Annotated in this window: 10 protein-coding genes; 3 read left to right on the forward strand and 7 right to left on the reverse strand. The window is 66.7% G+C overall.

Going from position 1 to position 16,775, the window contains the following annotated elements; translation table 11 throughout:
* Positions 1 to 92: 92 nt before the first annotated feature.
* A complete protein-coding gene (gene hflC / locus PDM29_RS01975; protein WP_311192226.1) occupies positions 93 to 956 on the reverse strand; it encodes a protease modulator HflC in 864 nt (287 codons plus the stop codon).
* Entirely contained in the window at positions 953 to 2,086 is a 1,134-nt protein-coding gene (hflK, locus tag PDM29_RS01980; protein ID WP_311192227.1) for an FtsH protease activity modulator HflK, read from the reverse strand. The genes hflC and hflK overlap by 4 nt, the downstream gene beginning before the upstream one ends.
* A 218-nt stretch (positions 2,087 to 2,304) precedes the next feature.
* On the opposite strand from hflK, the gene PDM29_RS01985 reads away from it, so the two are divergent.
* The gene (locus PDM29_RS01985) at positions 2,305 to 3,300 is read left to right on the forward strand and encodes a YhdH/YhfP family quinone oxidoreductase (RefSeq protein WP_311192228.1); all 996 of its coding nucleotides are present in this window, start codon (positions 2,305 to 2,307) and stop codon (positions 3,298 to 3,300) included.
* Positions 3,301 to 3,389: 89 nt separating this feature from the next.
* Positions 3,390 to 3,773 (forward strand): twitching motility response regulator PilH, encoded by a 384-nt coding sequence (pilH, locus tag PDM29_RS01990; protein WP_311192229.1) that lies wholly within the window; start codon positions 3,390 to 3,392, stop codon positions 3,771 to 3,773.
* Between the two features lie 92 nt (positions 3,774 to 3,865).
* Here the strand turns inward: pilH and PDM29_RS01995 are convergent, their stop codons facing one another.
* A complete protein-coding gene (locus tag PDM29_RS01995; RefSeq protein ID WP_311192230.1) occupies positions 3,866 to 4,759 on the reverse strand; it encodes a DnaJ C-terminal domain-containing protein in 894 nt (297 codons plus the stop codon).
* A 168-nt stretch (positions 4,760 to 4,927) separates the two neighbouring features.
* Here PDM29_RS01995 and PDM29_RS02000 point away from each other — a divergent pair, with 168 nt between their 5' ends.
* A complete protein-coding gene (locus tag PDM29_RS02000; RefSeq protein WP_311192231.1) occupies positions 4,928 to 5,410 on the forward strand; it encodes a peroxiredoxin in 483 nt (160 codons plus the stop codon).
* Positions 5,411 to 5,501: 91 nt separating this feature from the next.
* Here PDM29_RS02000 and pbpC read toward each other — a convergent pair whose 3' ends face one another.
* From pbpC to acnD, 4 genes are all read right to left on the reverse strand, one after another.
* Positions 5,502 to 7,847 carry a penicillin-binding protein 1C gene (gene pbpC / locus PDM29_RS02005; RefSeq protein WP_311192232.1) on the reverse strand — a complete coding sequence of 782 codons (2,346 nt, stop codon included), beginning with the start codon at positions 7,845 to 7,847 and terminating at the stop codon, positions 5,502 to 5,504.
* The gene (locus PDM29_RS02010; RefSeq protein WP_311192233.1) at positions 7,848 to 12,767 is read right to left on the reverse strand and encodes an alpha-2-macroglobulin family protein; all 4,920 of its coding nucleotides are present in this window, start codon (positions 12,765 to 12,767) and stop codon (positions 7,848 to 7,850) included.
* A 78-nt stretch (positions 12,768 to 12,845) separates the two neighbouring features.
* On the reverse strand, positions 12,846 to 14,030 hold the full coding sequence (prpF, locus tag PDM29_RS02015) for a 2-methylaconitate cis-trans isomerase PrpF (RefSeq protein ID WP_311192234.1): 1,185 nt from the start codon (positions 14,028 to 14,030) through the stop codon (positions 12,846 to 12,848).
* A gap of 53 nt (positions 14,031 to 14,083) precedes the next feature.
* Complete coding sequence (acnD, locus tag PDM29_RS02020) at positions 14,084 to 16,705, reverse strand: Fe/S-dependent 2-methylisocitrate dehydratase AcnD (protein ID WP_311192235.1); 2,622 nt, start codon at positions 16,703 to 16,705, stop codon at positions 14,084 to 14,086.
* Positions 16,706 to 16,775: the final 70 nt, after the last annotated feature.

The following is a 16,775-nucleotide window of genomic DNA, read 5'->3' on the forward strand; positions in this document are numbered from 1 at the left end:
AAGCCGAACGGGAGGGCCCGTCCGGCTTTTGTGCATTATCCGGGTTTCCAGGGTCCACCGCCACCCCGGGGGGCAGCGGCTTCATCAGCCGGTCAGCGGTCGCTCTTGAGGTACTGCAGGAACGGGTCGTTCTTGTCCAGCACGATCACGCCGTTGCCGTCGGTCATGGAGCCACGGTAGGCCTCCAGGCTGCGGTAGAAGGCGTAGAACGACGGGTCGGCATTGCCGGCCTTGCCGTAGATGCGGGCGGCTTCGGCGTCGCCGGCACCGCGCAGCTGCTGGGCATCGCGTTCAGCTTCGGCCACGATCACGGTCGCTTCGCGGTCGGCCTGGGCGCGGATGGTCAGCGACTGCTCCTCGCCCTCGGCGCGCAGCTTGGCGGCTTCCTGCTTGCGCTGGGCGCGCATGCGTTCGTACACGTCGCTGATCACCTGGCTGTCGGTGGGCAGGTCGATCTGCTTGATGCGCAGGTCGACGATTTCCATGCCCAGGCCCTTGACCGCTTCATTGATGCCGGTCAGCTGATTGGCGATCAGCTCGCTGCGGTCGCCGGACACCAGCTGCTGCAGGGTGCGCGAGTTGATCTGGTTGCGCAGCGAATCGGTGATGATCGGAGCCAGACGCTGGTTGGCCAGCTTGGCGTCGCCACCGGTGGCACGGTAGTAGGCGCGGGTGTCCTTGATGTAACCGATGGCGAAGAAGTCGACGCTGACGTCCTTCTGCTCGGCGGTGAAGTAACGCGCCGGGGCGGTGTCGAGCACCTGGAAGCGGCGGTCGAACACGCGCACGGTTTCAAACAGCGGCACCTTGAAATGCAGGCCCGGCTTCACGTCGGCACGCACCACCTTGCCCAGGTTCAGGACCATGGCGGTCTGGTCCTCACGGACCACGTACACCGACCCCAACAGGGCCAGCAGGGCGGCCACGGCCAGGCCAATCCACAGGGGACTCTTCATCGGTTGGCTCCTTCACGACCGGCCGGTCGCGTGGTCGGGCGTTCGGCATTGCGCACGCCGTCCACCGGCGTGCTGGCCGGCAGCGACGGCATCATCACCTCGGACGTGATGCCCGGGAGGGTAGGACTGGCCGGTGCGGCTCCGCTGCGGTTGTCGGGCATCGGCACGTAGATCAGCTGGCGGCCATCGCCGCCGATGACCTTGCGGTTCTCCGACAACACCTGCTGCACGGTTTCCAGCCACAGACGCTTGCGGGTGACTTCCGGCGCGTCCTTGTACTGGACCTGCAGCTGGCTGAAGCGCTCGGCGTCACCGGTGGCCTTGGCCACGGCGGCCTGCTTGTAGCCCTCGGCGGTGGTGCGGGCACGCGACGCCTGACCGCGCGCTTCCGGCACGATCTTGGCGGCATAGGCCTGGGCTTCGTTGATCAGGCGTTCCTTGACCTGCTGGGCGGCGTTGACGTCGTCGAAGGCGGGCTTCACCTCTTCCGGCGGACGCGCGTCGGGCAGGGTCAGGCCGGTGACGCTCAGGCCGGTGCGATAGCTCTTCAGCGAGGCCTGCAGGCGCTCTTCCGCCGCTGCGGCCAGCGGGCCGCGGTTGTTGAGCACGGTGTTGAGGTCGGCACGGCCCACCTGTTCACGCACGGCGCTCTGCGCGGACTGCTCCAGCATCTGGTCGGCGTCGAGGGTGCCGAACAGGTACAGCTGCGGGTCGTCCACGCGGTACTGCACGTTGAGCGAGACCCGCACGATGTTTTCATCGCGGGTCAGCACCGGCACGTCGCTGCTGAAGGTCTTGATCTGGGTCGCGTTGACCTTGGTGACCGATTCGATCGGCCACGGCAGCTTGAAGTTCGGGCCGGGCTGCAGGATGCGCGAGAACTGGCCGAAACGCAGGACCACGCCGCGCTGCTGTTCGCCGATCAGCTGGAAGCTGGAGAACAGCACCAGCAGCACCACGGCCACGGCCACCCAACGCAGGATGCCCCCATCGAACAGGTCCTTGAGCGGACCGGGGAAACCGCCCCACCCGCCACCACCGCCACCGCCGCCGCGCGGGCCGAACGGTCCGCGTCGATTCTCGTCGGGGCCTTGTCCGCCCTTGTTGCCGCCGGGTGTATTCCAGGCCATGCACGCTCCATCAGTAATAGGTTGCCTGCGGGCCACTCCCGCACCGTCAACCGGTCATTTCGTCTCGATTCTACTAGATGGGGCGAACTGGCAGGATTGGAAGGGGGGCGCTTGCTGAAAGGTCGATTCATCGGCCGGTCGGACTGGGACCGGGGTCGTGCCCCGGCCGGACCAGACGGGGTAAGGTGAGGTCCCCTGCCCTCCGATCTGGCCACTTGATGACGCTTCCAGCCACCTTCAACGCCTTCCGCATCCACCAGGACGACAACGGCCACCGCAGCGGCCTCGAGGCCATCGGCCTGGACCAGCTCAATCCGGGCGAGGTGGTGATCCGCGCGCAGTGGTCGTCGGTGAACTACAAGGACGCCCTGGCCGGGACGGGCAAGGGCCGCATCCTGCGCCGCTTCCCGCTGGTTGGCGGGATCGATGTGGCCGGCACCGTGGTTGCCTCCACCGACCCGGCCTGGCGCGAGGGCGACGCGGTGCTGGCGACCGGCTGCGGGCTCAGCGAAACCCGTGACGGCGGCTACAGCCAGTACGTGCGGCTGGAATCGAGCGCGGTGATCGGCCTGCCGGCCGGGTTGAGCGCCCGCGAGGCGATGATCATCGGCACCGCCGGCTTCACCGCCGCGCTGGCCCTGCTGCGGATGTGCGACAACCGGCAGACCCCTGCACACGGCCCGCTGGCGGTGACCGGGGCAACCGGCGGGGTCGGTGCGCTGGCGGTGGATATCTTCAGCCAGGCGGGTTTCGAGGTCCACGCGATCAGTGGCAAGGCCGATCAGGCTGGCTTCCTGCGCGACCTGGGCGCGGCCGAAGTGCTGCCGCGTGAGGTGCTCGCCACCACCCGGCCGATGGAGTCGGCACGCTTCGGCGGCGGCCTGGACAATGCCGGAGGACCGATGCTGGCCAGCCTGCTGGCGCAGACCGTGCCTTACGGCAGCGTGGTCAGTGCGGGGCTGGCGGCCAGCCCGGCGCTGGACATGACGGTGATGCCCTTCATCATCCGCGGCGTGTCGCTGCTGGGGGTGTCGTCCTCTTCGGCACCGCGCGATCTGCGCGAACAGGTCTGGCACCGTCTTGGCAATGAGTGGAAGCCGCGTCATCTGGCTGCGATCTGCACCCGCGAAGTCACCCTGGACGGTCTGCCTGAGGTGTTCGACACCATGCTGGCCGGCCATTCACTGGGCCGCACGGTGGTGCGAATCGACTGAGCGTTGCAGTTGGGCGACAGACGGCGCATCTACTCCTTCACGCTGACACAGGCCGGGCCTACACTGCTTGGCATTATCTGGGGAATAACATGGCACGCATTCTGATTGTCGACGATTCGCAGGTTCAGCAGATAGGAATCCAGCGCATGGTCGAGAAGCTGGGGCACGAAACCCTGATCGCCGAAGACGGTGCCAAGGGCGTGGAAGTGGCCAAGGCCGAGCTGCCCGACCTGGTGCTGATGGACGTGGTGATGCCCAACCTCAATGGGTTCCAGGCCACCCGTACGCTGGCACGCGAAGCGACCACCAAGCACATTCCGGTGATTCTGGTGACCACCAAGGACCAGGACACCGACCGCATGTGGGGCATGCGTCAGGGCGCGAAGGCGTATCTGACCAAGCCGTTCTCGGAAAGCGAACTTTCCGAGGTGCTGGAGCGCGTGTTCAACAGCAAGGAACCGCCGGCGGGTTGAGCCAGCGATCCGTGGTGTGCCGACCAACGGTCGGCACCTACCGGGGTTACCAACACGGCGGTAGGTACCGACCGTTGTTCGGTACGCAAACGTCAAACAGTTTCGCCAAACGCCTTGGCCAGGTTCCGGTACGCCTTCTTCTGCGCGTCATCGGTGGGCACCGGGGCGACGATCTCGATCTCCACGATCTGATCACCGTCCGGATTGCCGGGCAGGCCGCGTCCGCGCAGGCGCAGCTTGCGACCGGCATCGGAGCCGGCCGGCACCTTCAGTTCCACCGCACCGCCCAGGGTCGGCACGCTGATGCTGGTGCCCAGCGCAGCCTGCCACGGGGTGACGTCCAGGGTGTACAGGATGTTGCGGCCGTCGACCTCGAACTGCGGGTGCGCGGCGTACTCCACTTCCAGCAGCAGGTTGCCGCCGTTGGTGCCCTGCCCGCTCAAGCGGATCACCTGACCGGGGCGGATGCCCTTGGGCACGCGCACGTCCAGCTGTTTGCCGTTGACTGTGATGCGCAGGCTGTCGCCGTTGTAGGCCGCTTCCAGCGGTACCGACAGTTTGGCGCGGGTGTCGCGGGTCGGCTGCGGGCCGGGACCTGCCCCGCCAAAGCCACTGGCGCGACCTGCGCCGCCGCGCTGGCGCGCGAACAGGCTTTCGAAAAAGTCGCTGAAGCCGCCGCCACCGGCACCGCCACCGAATACTTCCTCGAAATCGAAGCCCTGGCCGCCGCCGTAACCGGGCGGGGTGTGGAACTCCTCACCGGGCCGGTAGCCCTGCGCCTTGAGCTGGTCATAGGCCGCGCGCTTCTGCGGATCGCGCAGGGCCTCATAGGCTTCGTTGACCGCTTTGAACTTCTCTTCCGCGCCGGCTTCCTTGCTGACATCCGGGTGGTACTTGCGTGCCAGCCGGCGGTAGGCGGTCTTGATTTCGGCATCGCCTGCGCTGGGTTCCACCCCGAGCGTGGCGTAGTAATCCTTGAATTCCATTGAAAAACACCTCGAATAGGGTCGGCCGCCCGCGCCGGCGGGGGCTGTTCAGGCAATTCTAGCGGCTGCAGGCGCTGCTGCCGTGATCGAAACATGATCCCGCGCAATGCGGCACTGGCACGCTTGGGCTAGGCTGACTGTATTCCCTGCCCTGCTTCCGGAGCCCCCATGACCATCCACGTAGGCGACCCGATCCCCGAAGTGACCCTCAAGCGCATCCGCGAAGGCATGGAGACCCTGGACACCCATGCGCTGTTCGATGGGCGCAAGGCGGTGTTGTTCGGAGTACCCGGCGCATTCACCCCCACCTGTTCGGCCCGCCACCTGCCCGGCTTTGTCGAGCACTTCGATCAGTTCCGCTCGCGCGGCATCGATGTGTTCTGCATGGCGGTGAACGACCCGTTCGTGATGAAGGCTTGGGGCGAAAGCCAGCACGCACCTGATGGGCTGCAGCTGTTATCCGACGGCAATGGCGATTTCACCCGTGCCTTGGGGCTGGAAATGGATGCCAGCAGCTCCGGCATGGGCGTGCGCTCGCGGCGTTTTGCCTTGTACGTCGAAAACGGCGTGGTGCGGGAGGCATGGATCGAGGAGCCGGGCAAGTTCGAGGTGTCGTCGGCGGAGCATGTATTGGCGCATTTGCCGGGTTGATCGCGCGGTGATGGCGTCCGTACCGACCAACGGTCGGTACCTACCGGCATCGGACAGACATCGGTAGGTGCCGACCGTTGGTCGGCACGAATCAACGCAGGATCCGGAACCGCACCTGGGTCCATGCGCCGTCGGTGGCCAGCGCGGTAAGCGTATGCTCCCCAGGCTCGTCGAAATCCCGCTGCAGCAATCGCGCACCTTCCGTGCGCGCGATCCAGCGGTCGTCGAGCAACCAATCCACGCCCTGTTCGGTGCCCAGCGCCCGCAGTTGCAGGCGCACGCCATGCTCGGCGTTTGGGGCCCGCGCCAGGGTGGCGCGGTCGTTCAGTCCTTCAATGTGCAGTGTGCCGGCGCTTCCCATGCCTTCATCGCGACAGTCGGGCGACAGCGCCGGCAGCTGCGAAGCACGGCGCAGTGCCAACGGCAGCCACGGCGAAACCCGCGCCGGCCAGCGTGCGATCTCGCGGTCCTGCGCCTCATGCGACTGCGTACAGTCCGGCGACAGGCGCAGGCCGCTGCGCGCATCCACCTGGAAACGCTGGCGGCCTGCCTGCCACAAGCGGGCATCGCGTTCGGCGAAGGTGGGGGGCACCGCGCCATCCAGCACATAGGCGTCCAGCCGACGCTGGCACAACGCGGGCGGTACGTCCTGCTCGCGCTCGCCGGTCGGCCAGCAGATGGTTTCACTGTTGACACTGCCGGGCAGGGGCGCGGCGCTGGCATCGCCAGGCTGGCGCGGCAGACTGTCCACCACTTCGAACATCAACGGCAGCGCGGTCACCGCGCCGTACTGGCCCGGCAAAGGCGTGCCGTCAGGCCGCCCCACCCACACGCCGACGGTGTAATGGCGGGTACTGCCAATCGCCCAGGCGTCGCGGTAGCCATAACTGGTGCCGGTCTTCCAGGCTACACGCGGGCGGCCGGTGACATTGAACGTACCGCTGCCGTAGCCCGGACGTGGGTTGGACTCGAGCACTTCACGGGTGATCCAGGCGGCACCGGGCGACATCAGCCGTCGCTCGATCACCGCATCGTCGGCGCGGTAACGCACGCGACCGGCAATACCGTTTCGGTTGAAGGCCGCGAAACTGCCCACCAGGTCTTCCAGCCGCGCCCCGGTACCGCCCAGGATGAGCGACAGATTGGGCGCACTGCCACGCGGAAAGCGCAGGTTGATGCCGGCGTGCGACAGGCGCGCGGCGAAGCGCGCCGGGCCGACCCGGTCCAGCAGGTCCACCGCTGGCACGTTGAGTGACAACCGCAGCGCGGTGGCGGCACTGACCGGGCCGTTGAAGGCGGCATCGAAGTTGCCGGGACGGTAGCCGCCAAAGCTTTGCGGTGCGTCCACCATCAGGCTTTCAGAATGGATCAGGCCATCGTCCAGGGCCATGCCGTACAGGAACGGCTTGAGCGTGGAGCCGGGCGAGCGCCACGCCTGCACCATGTCGACGTGGCCGAGCCGCTGCTTGTCACCGAACGCCACCGAACCCACATAGGCACGCGCCTCCAGGGTGCGGTTGTCGACCACCAGCAATGCGGCCGAGGTGCGCTCGGGCAGCTGCGAGAAATACGAACTGACGCGTTCTTCCAGCGTGCGCTGCAAGCCAATGTCGAGCGTGCTTTCGATGCGCGCCGCACGCGGCTCGGCCGCGCGCAGGCGCTGGGCCAGCAAGGCGGCATGCAGCGGTGGCTGCAGCGCGCGGGTAACCACGGCTTCCATGCGCGCATCGTCGACTTCTTCGCGCGACCACACGCCGAGCGCGACCATGCGCTCAAGCACCTTGTCGCGCGCCATCTGCGCCGCCTCGGGATGACGGTCCGGCCGAAGGCGACTGGGCGATTGCGGCAGCACCGCCAGCAACGCGGCCTCGGCATGCGAAAGCTGTGCCGCGGGCTTGCCAAGGTAAGCCCAGCTGGCGGCCTCCACACCCTCGATGGTGCCGCCATACGGCGCGCGTTCCAGGTACAGCGCCAGAATCTGCGCCTTGCTCCGATGCAGCTCCAGCTGCACCGCGCGCAGCAACTGCTTGGCCTTGCCCCACGGCGTCCGCGTATGCGGATCCAGAATGCGCGCGACCTGCATGGTGAGCGTGGAGCCGCCGGACACGATGCGGCCGCTGCCCAGCCACTGTTTGCCGGCGCGCAGCAGCGCCCACGGATTGACCCCGGGGTGCCGCCAGAACCAGCGATCCTCGTAGTTCAGCAGTGCCTGCAGATACAGCGGTGAAACGCTTTCCATGGATGCGGGATAGCGCCACACGCCATCGGCATCGGCAAAGGCACGCAGCGGTGTGCCATCACGCGCGACGACCAGGGTGCTGGTGTCGCGCTGCTTCGGCAACGGCGGCGGGAATGCCAGGTCCAGCACCAGCAGCACCGCCAGCAGCGTGGCGGTGCCCCAGCGCAGGCCCCGCCACGGCCAGCGGTTCCGGCTCAATCAGGGCTCCACCACGGTGATGGTGGTCGGATTGCTGCGACCCACCCCGCGCAGGTCGGGACGGTACATGTCCTCCACCAGCGGCGGCGGCACGGTGTAGGTGCCCGGGGTGACCGCACGCACCAGGTAGAACACCTTGGCCGTGCTGCCGCGCGACAGCTTCAGCGCGGCCACGTAGCGGTCATCGCGGAATTCTTCGTGGCGCAGCGTGGCCGCTTCACCGCGCTCGTTGATGCGCAGCCCGTCCACCACCACGTCGGCCCACTGTTTGGCATCGCCGAGGTTGAGGTTCTCGATCTCCAAGCCGGCCGGCAACAGGTCGGTAAGCAGCGCATCGGGCATGTCCAGGTTGGGGGTGATGTTGACCCGCACGATCAGGGTTTCACCCTCCTTCAATGCACGCGGGGTCCACGGCTTGCCGTCGGTGGTGTACCAGTTGCGTTCCACGCCCAGGTGGCGGCTGTCCGGCTCCGGCGCGGTGCGCGGAATACCCGCCACTTCCAGGCTGGCGAACATCGGCGGCTCGCCGTGCGGCGTGAAACGCACACCCTTGGCCAGTGCAGCGTAGTCGAAACCGCGACCGAACAGACGGCGCGCGGCAATCGCTTCCACTTCGCCGCCAATGGCCAGCTCACCCGAGACCTGCTTCTTCTGGTTGGCGGCCAACGCTTTGCCCAACCGCGCCAGCGCCACCTGCTCCTGCGTGCTCAGCCACATCCAGCCGTTGTTGCGGCGCGCATCCAGCGCCCGGCCCAGATCGACCGCACGGGCGTCGTAGGCCGGCTTGGCCAGCTTGCGCTCGTGCAGCAGCGCAATCATCAGCGCGTCGTCGCGCACCGCGCTGCCATAGTCGCCGAAGTACTGCGGACGCTCGCTGCTCGGCTTGGCAAAGCCGGCGGCAATGGCCGCATCGCCGCGTTTGTGGTCGCCCTGCAGCGACAGCGCGATGCCCAGGTGCACCAGCGACAGGCCGGTCAGCGCCTTGCTGCGTTCGTTGTCGTACAACGCGCGCAGGGTGCCCAGCGGAGCGCGGTTGACCCGCGCCAGCACGTAGCCCGAGTACGCCTGGTTGGCGAACTTGAGGTTCTCGCGACGGTCTTCACCATAGAACTGGTTGCCCCCGGACAACAGGTCTTCGCTGAGGCGGTTGAGGGCCTTCTGCAGCACGGCATCGGGCACCGTGAAACCGGCGTCCTTGGCGTCCAACAGGAACTCGGCGATGTACGGGGTAAGTGCCGGATTGACGTAGCCATCGTCGCCCCACATCGAGAAGTTGCCGTTGGCGACCTGCATCGAGGCCAGACGGCCGAACGCGCCTTCCATGCGTTCACGGCGCTGCTTGGCATCCAGGCCCCCGGCACCGAGCATCGTCGCGGTGGCCTCATCCAGCATCAACGCTGCATAGCCCTTGCTGGTGGTCTGCTCGGCGCAGCCGTACGGATAGCGCAACGCGCCTTCCAGCGCACTGGCAAACGGAATCGGCGGCAGTGCGCTGACCAGCATGCGCGCGTTGACCGAGTCCTGCATCAGGCCTTCGGCCAGCGCAGCATCCATGCTGACCGCTGCCAGTGGGTCCAGGGTACGGGTCTGCGCGCGCAGCACCTGCGGCCATGCCGCCCGCACCGGCAGATCGTAGCGGCGGTCCACCTTGAAACCGTTGCCGTCCACGCGCACGCGCACCTGGGCCACGGTGTAGCCCTCGCGCGCGCCAAGCGGGAAGCTCAGGGTCTGCTTGGCGTCGGCGTTCAACTTCAGGGTACGGCTGCCTTCACCCAGGGTGATGGGACCCACGCCGTCGACCTGCACCTTGAACTCGCCCGGCTTGCCGGTGAAGTTCTGCACGTCCAAGGTGACCGTGCTGCGGTCGCCCGGGGCGAGCACGCGCGGCATGCTGGCTTCGGCCAGGATCGGCGCGCGCACCACGGTTTCCATGTCGCGCTTGCCGTACTGGTCGTCGGAATACACCACCGCGGAAATGCGCAAGGTGCCGTTGAAGTCGGGCACCTTCAGGTTGACCCGGGCATTGCCCTTGGCATCGAGCTTCACCGGGCCAGCGAACAGGTCCACAGTCTGGACGCGGGCAGTGGGCCGCTTGGCCTGCGGCAACGCGGCCAAGCCCATGTCGCCACCAAACTTGAGCTTGCCACTGCTGCCGTCAAAGCTCTCGATGACACGGCTGTAGATGTCGTACGCGTCCACGCCCAGGCGACGCTGGGCGAAGAAGTGCGCGGCAGCATCCGGTACCGGGAAGCGGGTGATGTTGAGAATGCCCACGTCCACCGCCGACACGGTCACATGTGCGACCTTGCCCGCCAGCTGCGGTGCGCTGACCGTCACCGGCAGGGTCTGCTCGGGACGCATCTGCTTCGGTGCGGACAGGCCCACCGCCACGCTGCGCGCCTTGCGGTCCATCGGCACGTGCACCACGCCCACGGCACGTGCCGGGGTGATCTTGCTGGGCGCACTGCCACCGCGGAACACCAGCGCGGTGATGTAAACGTCGTGGCGCTCCCAGTCGGCGGTGACCGGCAGGTCAAAGGTGCTGCCCGGCTTGGCGTCAATCTCCTTCACGTAGAGCATCTTGTCGCTCTCGACCATGATCACGCCCTTGCCGGCATGCGGCGGGGTGACGGTCACGCGCACGGTGTCGCCGGTCTTGTAGCCGGTCTTGTCCAGACTCAGCTTGACCTTGTCAGGGCGGGCATCGAGCCCGCGATTGTCGTCGTTCCAGCTCCAGCCGGCGTGGAACGGATAACGGCTGGTCAGTCCGGTGCCGGGATCGAATACCTCCAGGCGGTACTCACCCCACTCCACCGGGAAGTCGATGCCAACCGGTGCCGCCCCTGCGTCGAGGGTGCGGGTTTCCTTGTTCTCAAAGCGGCGGGTGAAATCGTAGTCCCAGCGGTTCTCGTTGAAGGTCCAGTGGTAGTCGCGCAGTTCGCGTACCAGGGTGACCTTCAGGCCCTTGCCCGGGTGCGCCTTGCCGGCGGCGTCCGCGCGCACGACCTCAAATCGCGCGTTGCTGTTGGCGTCGGCCCCGTCATTGTGATCAAACAAGGGGCGCACGCCGACCAGCACCGGGGCCGGCCACATCACCCGCTTCAGCGTGCGGCTGACGGTGCGGCCGCCCGTTTCATACACGCTGCCGGATAGCACCACCGCTACCGGCGCAGTGGCTTTGACCTCGCCAGGCAGTTCCACGTCCTGGCGCAGCTTGCCGTCGGCCGAGAACTCGGTGTCGATCACATCACGCGCTTCGCGCGGCAGCTCCATGGTGACGTCACCGAAGAAATAACCCGGCAGCGACTCGACCGGCGATGTCTCAGCCGTCACCGCCAGACGTGCGGTGAAGCGGTTGCCGTCGGCCGGCGCGCCGTACAGATAGGCGGCATCAGCCTGCAGCTTGAGCGGTTCGCCGGGCTTGAGGGTCTTCTGCGGGCTGTCCAGATCCAGCTTCATGCGCTCGGGCAGGAATTCCTCGATGCGCAGGGTCATGCCCTGGATGGCTTCCTTGCTGGCCGGAATGCTGCGGAACTCCACCTGCCAACGACCGGTGGGGGCGTCGGCCGGAATGGTCTGCTCGAAACTCAGATAACCCTGCTCGCCCGGCTGCAGGCGGGTTTCACGGAAGGTCTTGCCGTCCGGCTGTTTCAGCCGCAGGTAGACCGGCTGTGGCTTGACCGGCTTGCCGTCGTTGTCTCGCAGCAGCGCGGACACGCGCACGGTTTCACCGGGGCGATACAGGTCACGCCCTGACCAGGCGAACACGTCGAACCAGGCGTTGTCACGGCCGGCTACGGCGAACTCACTCAGGTCCAGCGCCGGCTGATTGAACGGCAGGAAGGTGGTATCGGCACCGCTGCTGGCAATCAGCACATGGCCGGCATCCAGGGTGTACTTCAGCAGCGCGTTGCCGTTACCGTCGGTGCTGCCCTTGAGCACCACCTCGCCCTTGGCATCGAGAATGCGCAGGTCGATCTTTTTCAGTGACCCGCCGCTCTGCAGCGAGGCGGTGTGGACGAAGAGCGTGTCCTTGTACGCGCGGGTGTGCAGGCCGATGTCGCTGACGGTGAAGAAGGCGGTGTCGAATTCGCTGTCGAACGAACCGGTGCGCTTCATCACCGCGAAGTAAAGGCCGGGTTCCTGCAGTTCCTTGATGTCCTGGGTGGGCAGGTAGGTGAGCACGCGTTCGTTCTGCTTGCCACCCAGCACGAAGCGGTTCACGTAGACCGGCTCGGCCAGCTGCGACATCGGGGTCTTGTCGCCATACTCGCTGTCCAGTTCCCAGCTGCCACGGCGGCCGCCGCGCTGGTACTGACTGAAGAACTGCGGCAGCTGCTTCTCGCGCACGCGCAGGAACTCCACATCCACTTCGGACACATTGACCGAGACCACCGGCAGGCCGCGACTGTCACGTGCCGGCAGCACGCTGCCCTGCGAGGCGAACCCGGCCGCCGGCTTGAGCTCACCGGTGAATACCTTCTGCTTCAGTTCCTTGCCGATGCGGCTGCCATCGGCCGCCAGCAGGTCGGCCGAGACGACCAGGGTGTAGTCCTTGGCCGCTTCGACGAACGGGTAGCGCAGCGTGGTGCCATCATCGGACAGCGTCCAGCTGCTGTCGTCGGTGCCGACCTTCTCTTCGAAGCGGACCAGTTTGTCGAAGTCCTGGGTGCCTACCAGCGGGCGCGAGAACTCCAGCGCCAGCGACAGGCCGTCGCCCTTCTCATCCGGGTACGCGCGCAGCAGGGTGAACTCGGTGACCGCTTCCGCCTTGGCCGCTATGGGCTTGCCGGAGGCTTCCGGCAGCTGGCCGGTTTCATTGCGTTTGCAGCCGGTGATGCCGACTGCCAGCGTGGCGGCGAGCGCCAGCGCGATGATTCCCTTCCACTTGCCCTGCCCGACCCGACCCAGCGTAGCCATGACGTCACTCCTTGAACGATGCCACCAGTATACGGTGGCATCGGGACGCGGATGGGTCGGGAAATTCCGAATTGACGGTTACAGCGTCCCCGCCGGCACCCGCACCGCGCCTTCCATCAGTACCCGGGCGCTGCGGCTCATCAGCGCCTTGGTGACCACCCACTCGCCCTCCGCCTGGGCCGCCTGCGCCCCAACACGCAGCGTGCCGGAGGGATGCCCGAAGGTCACCGCATCGCGCGTTCCGCCCCCGGCGGCCAGATTGACCAGGGTGCCGGGGATGGCGGCGGCAGTGCCGATGGCCACCGCGGCAGTGCCCATCATCGCGTGGTGCAGCTTGCCCATCGAGAGTGCGCGGGCGTGCAGGTCGATGTCCTTTGCGGGGATCTGCTTGCCACTGGAGGACACATAGTCCTGCGCCGGCGCGACAAAGGCGACTTTGGGTGTGTGCTGGCGGGTGGCGGCCTGGTCGATGTGCTCGATCAACCCCATCCGAACGGCACCGTGCGCGCGGATCGCTTCGAAGCGGGCCAGCGCGGCTTTGTCCTCGTTGATCACCGGCTGCAATTCGGTACCCTTGTAGCCGAGGTCAGCGGCGTTGAGGAAGATGGTGGGAATACCGGCAGTGATCATGGTCACCGTGAAGCTGCCGACGCCGGGCACGTCCAGCGTGTCGGTCAGGTTGCCGGTGGGGAACATGGTCCCGCCGTCGGCGTCGTCGGACGGGTCGATGAACTCCAGCGCGATCTCGGCCGCCGGGAAGGTCACCCCGTCCAGCTCGAAGTCGCCGTCTTCCTGCACCTGACCATCAACGATCGGCACATGCGCCAGGATGGTCTTGCCGATATTGGCCTGCCAGATGCGCACCGTGCAGATGCCGTTGTGCGGAACGCGCGCCGGGTCGATGAAACCGTTGCTGATCGCAAACGGCCCGACCGCCGTGCTGAGGTTGCCGCAGTTGCCGCTCCAGTCGACGAAGGCGGTGTCGATGGAGACCTGGCCGTACAGATAATCCACATCGTGATCGGGCACCGAAGCACCCGAGATGATCACGCACTTGCTGGTGCTGGAGGTTGCCCCGCCCATGCCGTCGGTGTGCTTGCCGTAGGGATCGGGCGAGCCGATCACGCGCATCAGCAGCGCATCACGCGCGGGGCCCGGTGCCTGTGCGGCAACGGGCAGGTCCTGCAGGCGGAAGAACACGCCTTTGCTGGTGCCACCGCGCATGTAGGTGGCGGGAATGCGGAGTTGGGGCGGGTAGGTCATTGGGATTCCGGGGGGGGGCAAGCCACGCAGGGCGTGGCTCTACAGGGTTTGGGTCAGGCCGCCTGGGTGGATTCGAGGAAGTCCTGGGCGAAGCGCTGGAGGACGCCGCCGGCTTCGTAAATGGCCACTTCCTCGTCGCTGTCCAGGCGGCAGGTGACCGGAACGACCACGTCCTGGCCGTCACGGCGGTGAATGACCAGGCTGAGGTCGGCACGCGGGGTGCGCGCACCAATCACGTCGAAGGTCTCGGTGCCGTCAATGCCCAGGGTCAGGCGGGTGGTGCCCGGCTTGAACTCGAGCGGGAGTACGCCCATGCCGATCAGATTGGTACGGTGGATGCGTTCGAAGCCCTCGGCGGCGATCGCCTCCACGCCGGCAAGGCGTACGCCCTTGGCCGCCCAGTCGCGCGAACTGCCCTGGCCGTAGTCCGCACCGGCAATGATGATCAGCGGCTGCTTGCGCTCCATGTAGGTTTCAATCGCCTCCCACATGCGCATGACCTTGCCCTCCGGCTCGACCCGGGCCAGCGAGCCCTGCTTCACGCTGCCATCCTCGTTGCGGACCATCTCGTTGAACAGCTTGGGGTTGGCGAAGGTGGCACGCTGCGCGGTGAGGTGGTCGCCACGGTGGGTGGCGTAGGAATTGAAGTCCTCTTCAGGCAAGCCCATCTTCGCCAGGTATTCGCCGGCGGCGCTGGAGGCCAGGATCGCATTGGAGGGCGACAGGTGGTCGGTGGTGATGTTGTCGGGCAGCACCGCCAGCGCACGCATGCCGGCCAGCGTGCGCTCACCGGCCAGCGCGCCTTCCCAATACGGCGGACGGCGGATGTAGGTGCTCTGCGGACGCCAGTCGTACAACGGGCTGACCGTGGGCCCGGCGTGTTCCACACGGATATTGAACATCGGGTTGTAGACGCTGCGGAACTGTTCCGGCTTCACCGCAGCCTTCACGACGGCGTCGATCTCGGCGTCGCTCGGCCAGATGTCCTTCAGGCGCACTTCGTTGCCCTGCGCATCGACGCCCAGCACATCCTTTTCAATGTCAAAGCGAACGGTGCCGGCGATGGCGTAGGCGATCACCAGGGGCGGCGAGGCCAGGAACGCCTGCTTGGCATAGGGATGGATACGGCCGTCGAAATTGCGGTTACCCGACAGCACCGCGGTGGCATACAGGTCACGGTCGATGATCTCCTGCTGGATGACCGGATCCAGCGCGCCACTCATGCCGTTGCAGGTGGTGCAGGCGAACGCGACGATGCCAAAGCCCAGCTTTTCAAGGTCCGGCAGCAGACCGGCCTCCTCTAGGTACAGCTGCACGGCCTTGGAGCCCGGGGCCAGCGAGGATTTCACCCACGGCTTGCGTAGCAGGCCGCGCTCGTTGGCCTTGCGCGCCAGCAGACCGGCCGCGATCACGTTGCGCGGATTAGAGGTATTGGTGCAGCTGGTGATGGCGGCGATGATCACCGCACCATCAGGCATCAGGCCCTGCGCCTGTTCGGCCTTGCCGGCTTCGAGCTTGGCGGCATCGGCGATGCCGCGCTCAACCAGCGCCGACACCGGCAGGCGACGGTGCGGATTGCTCGGGCCAGCCATGTTTCGGACCACGCTGGACAGGTCAAAGCGCAGCACGCGCGGATACTGCGCGGTCACCAGGTCATCGGCCCACAGCCCGGTGGTGCGGGCGTAGGTTTCGACCAGCGCGACCTGGGCTTCCTCGCGCCCGGTCAGGCGCAGGTAGTCGGTGGTCTGGCTGTCGATATAGAACATCGCCGCGGTCGCACCGTATTCCGGGCACATATTGGAAATGGTGGCGCGGTCGCCGATGGTCAGCGCGGCGGCACCTTCGCCGAAGAACTCCAGCCACGCACCGACCACGCGCTCGGCGCGCAGGAATTCGGTCAGCGCCAGCACCACGTCGGTGGCGGTGATGCCCGGCTGCGGCCTGCCGCTGAGCTCCACGCCGACGATATCGGGCAGGCGCATCCACGAGGCGCGGCCCAGCATGACGTTCTCTGCCTCCAGCCCGCCGACGCCGATGGCGATCACGCCCAATGCATCCACGTGCGGGGTATGGCTGTCGGTGCCGACGCAGGTATCGGGGAAGGCGACGCCGTCCTGCACGTAGATCACCGGCGACATTTTCTCCAGATTGATCTGGTGCATGATGCCGTTGCCCGGCGGAATCACGTCCACGTTCTGGAAGGCCAACTTGGTCCAGTCGATGAAGTGGAAGCGGTCTTCGTTGCGCCGATCTTCGATGGCGCGGTTCTTCTCAAATGCCTGCGGATCGTAGCCACCACATTCCACCGCCAGCGAATGGTCAACGATCAGCTGCACCGGAACGACCGGATTGACCTTGGCCGGGTCGCCACCGCCATCCGCGATTGCGTCACGCAGGCCGGCGAGATCGACCAGCGCGGTCTGGCCCAGGATGTCGTGGCAGACCACGCGCGCCGGGAACCAGGGGAAATCCAGGTCCTGGCGGCGCTCGATCAGCTGGGTCAGCGAAGCCGTGAGGCTGGCCGGGTCGCAGCGGCGCACCAGGTTTTCGGCCAGCACGCGCGAGACATACGGCAGCGTGGCATAGGCTCCCGGCGCGATCGCGTCGACGGCGGCACGGGCGTCGAAATAGTCCAGCGAGGTGCCGGAAAGGGTTTTGCGGTATTGCGTGTTCATTGCGGTCATGGCTGGCGTGTAACGCAGATTGGCGGGCCGAAAGAGGATACGTGTGCCGGCCCCGAAGGGC

It is taken from the genome of Stenotrophomonas oahuensis, from assembly GCF_031834595.1.
GTDB classification, from domain to species: Bacteria; Pseudomonadota; Gammaproteobacteria; order Xanthomonadales; family Xanthomonadaceae; genus Stenotrophomonas; species Stenotrophomonas oahuensis.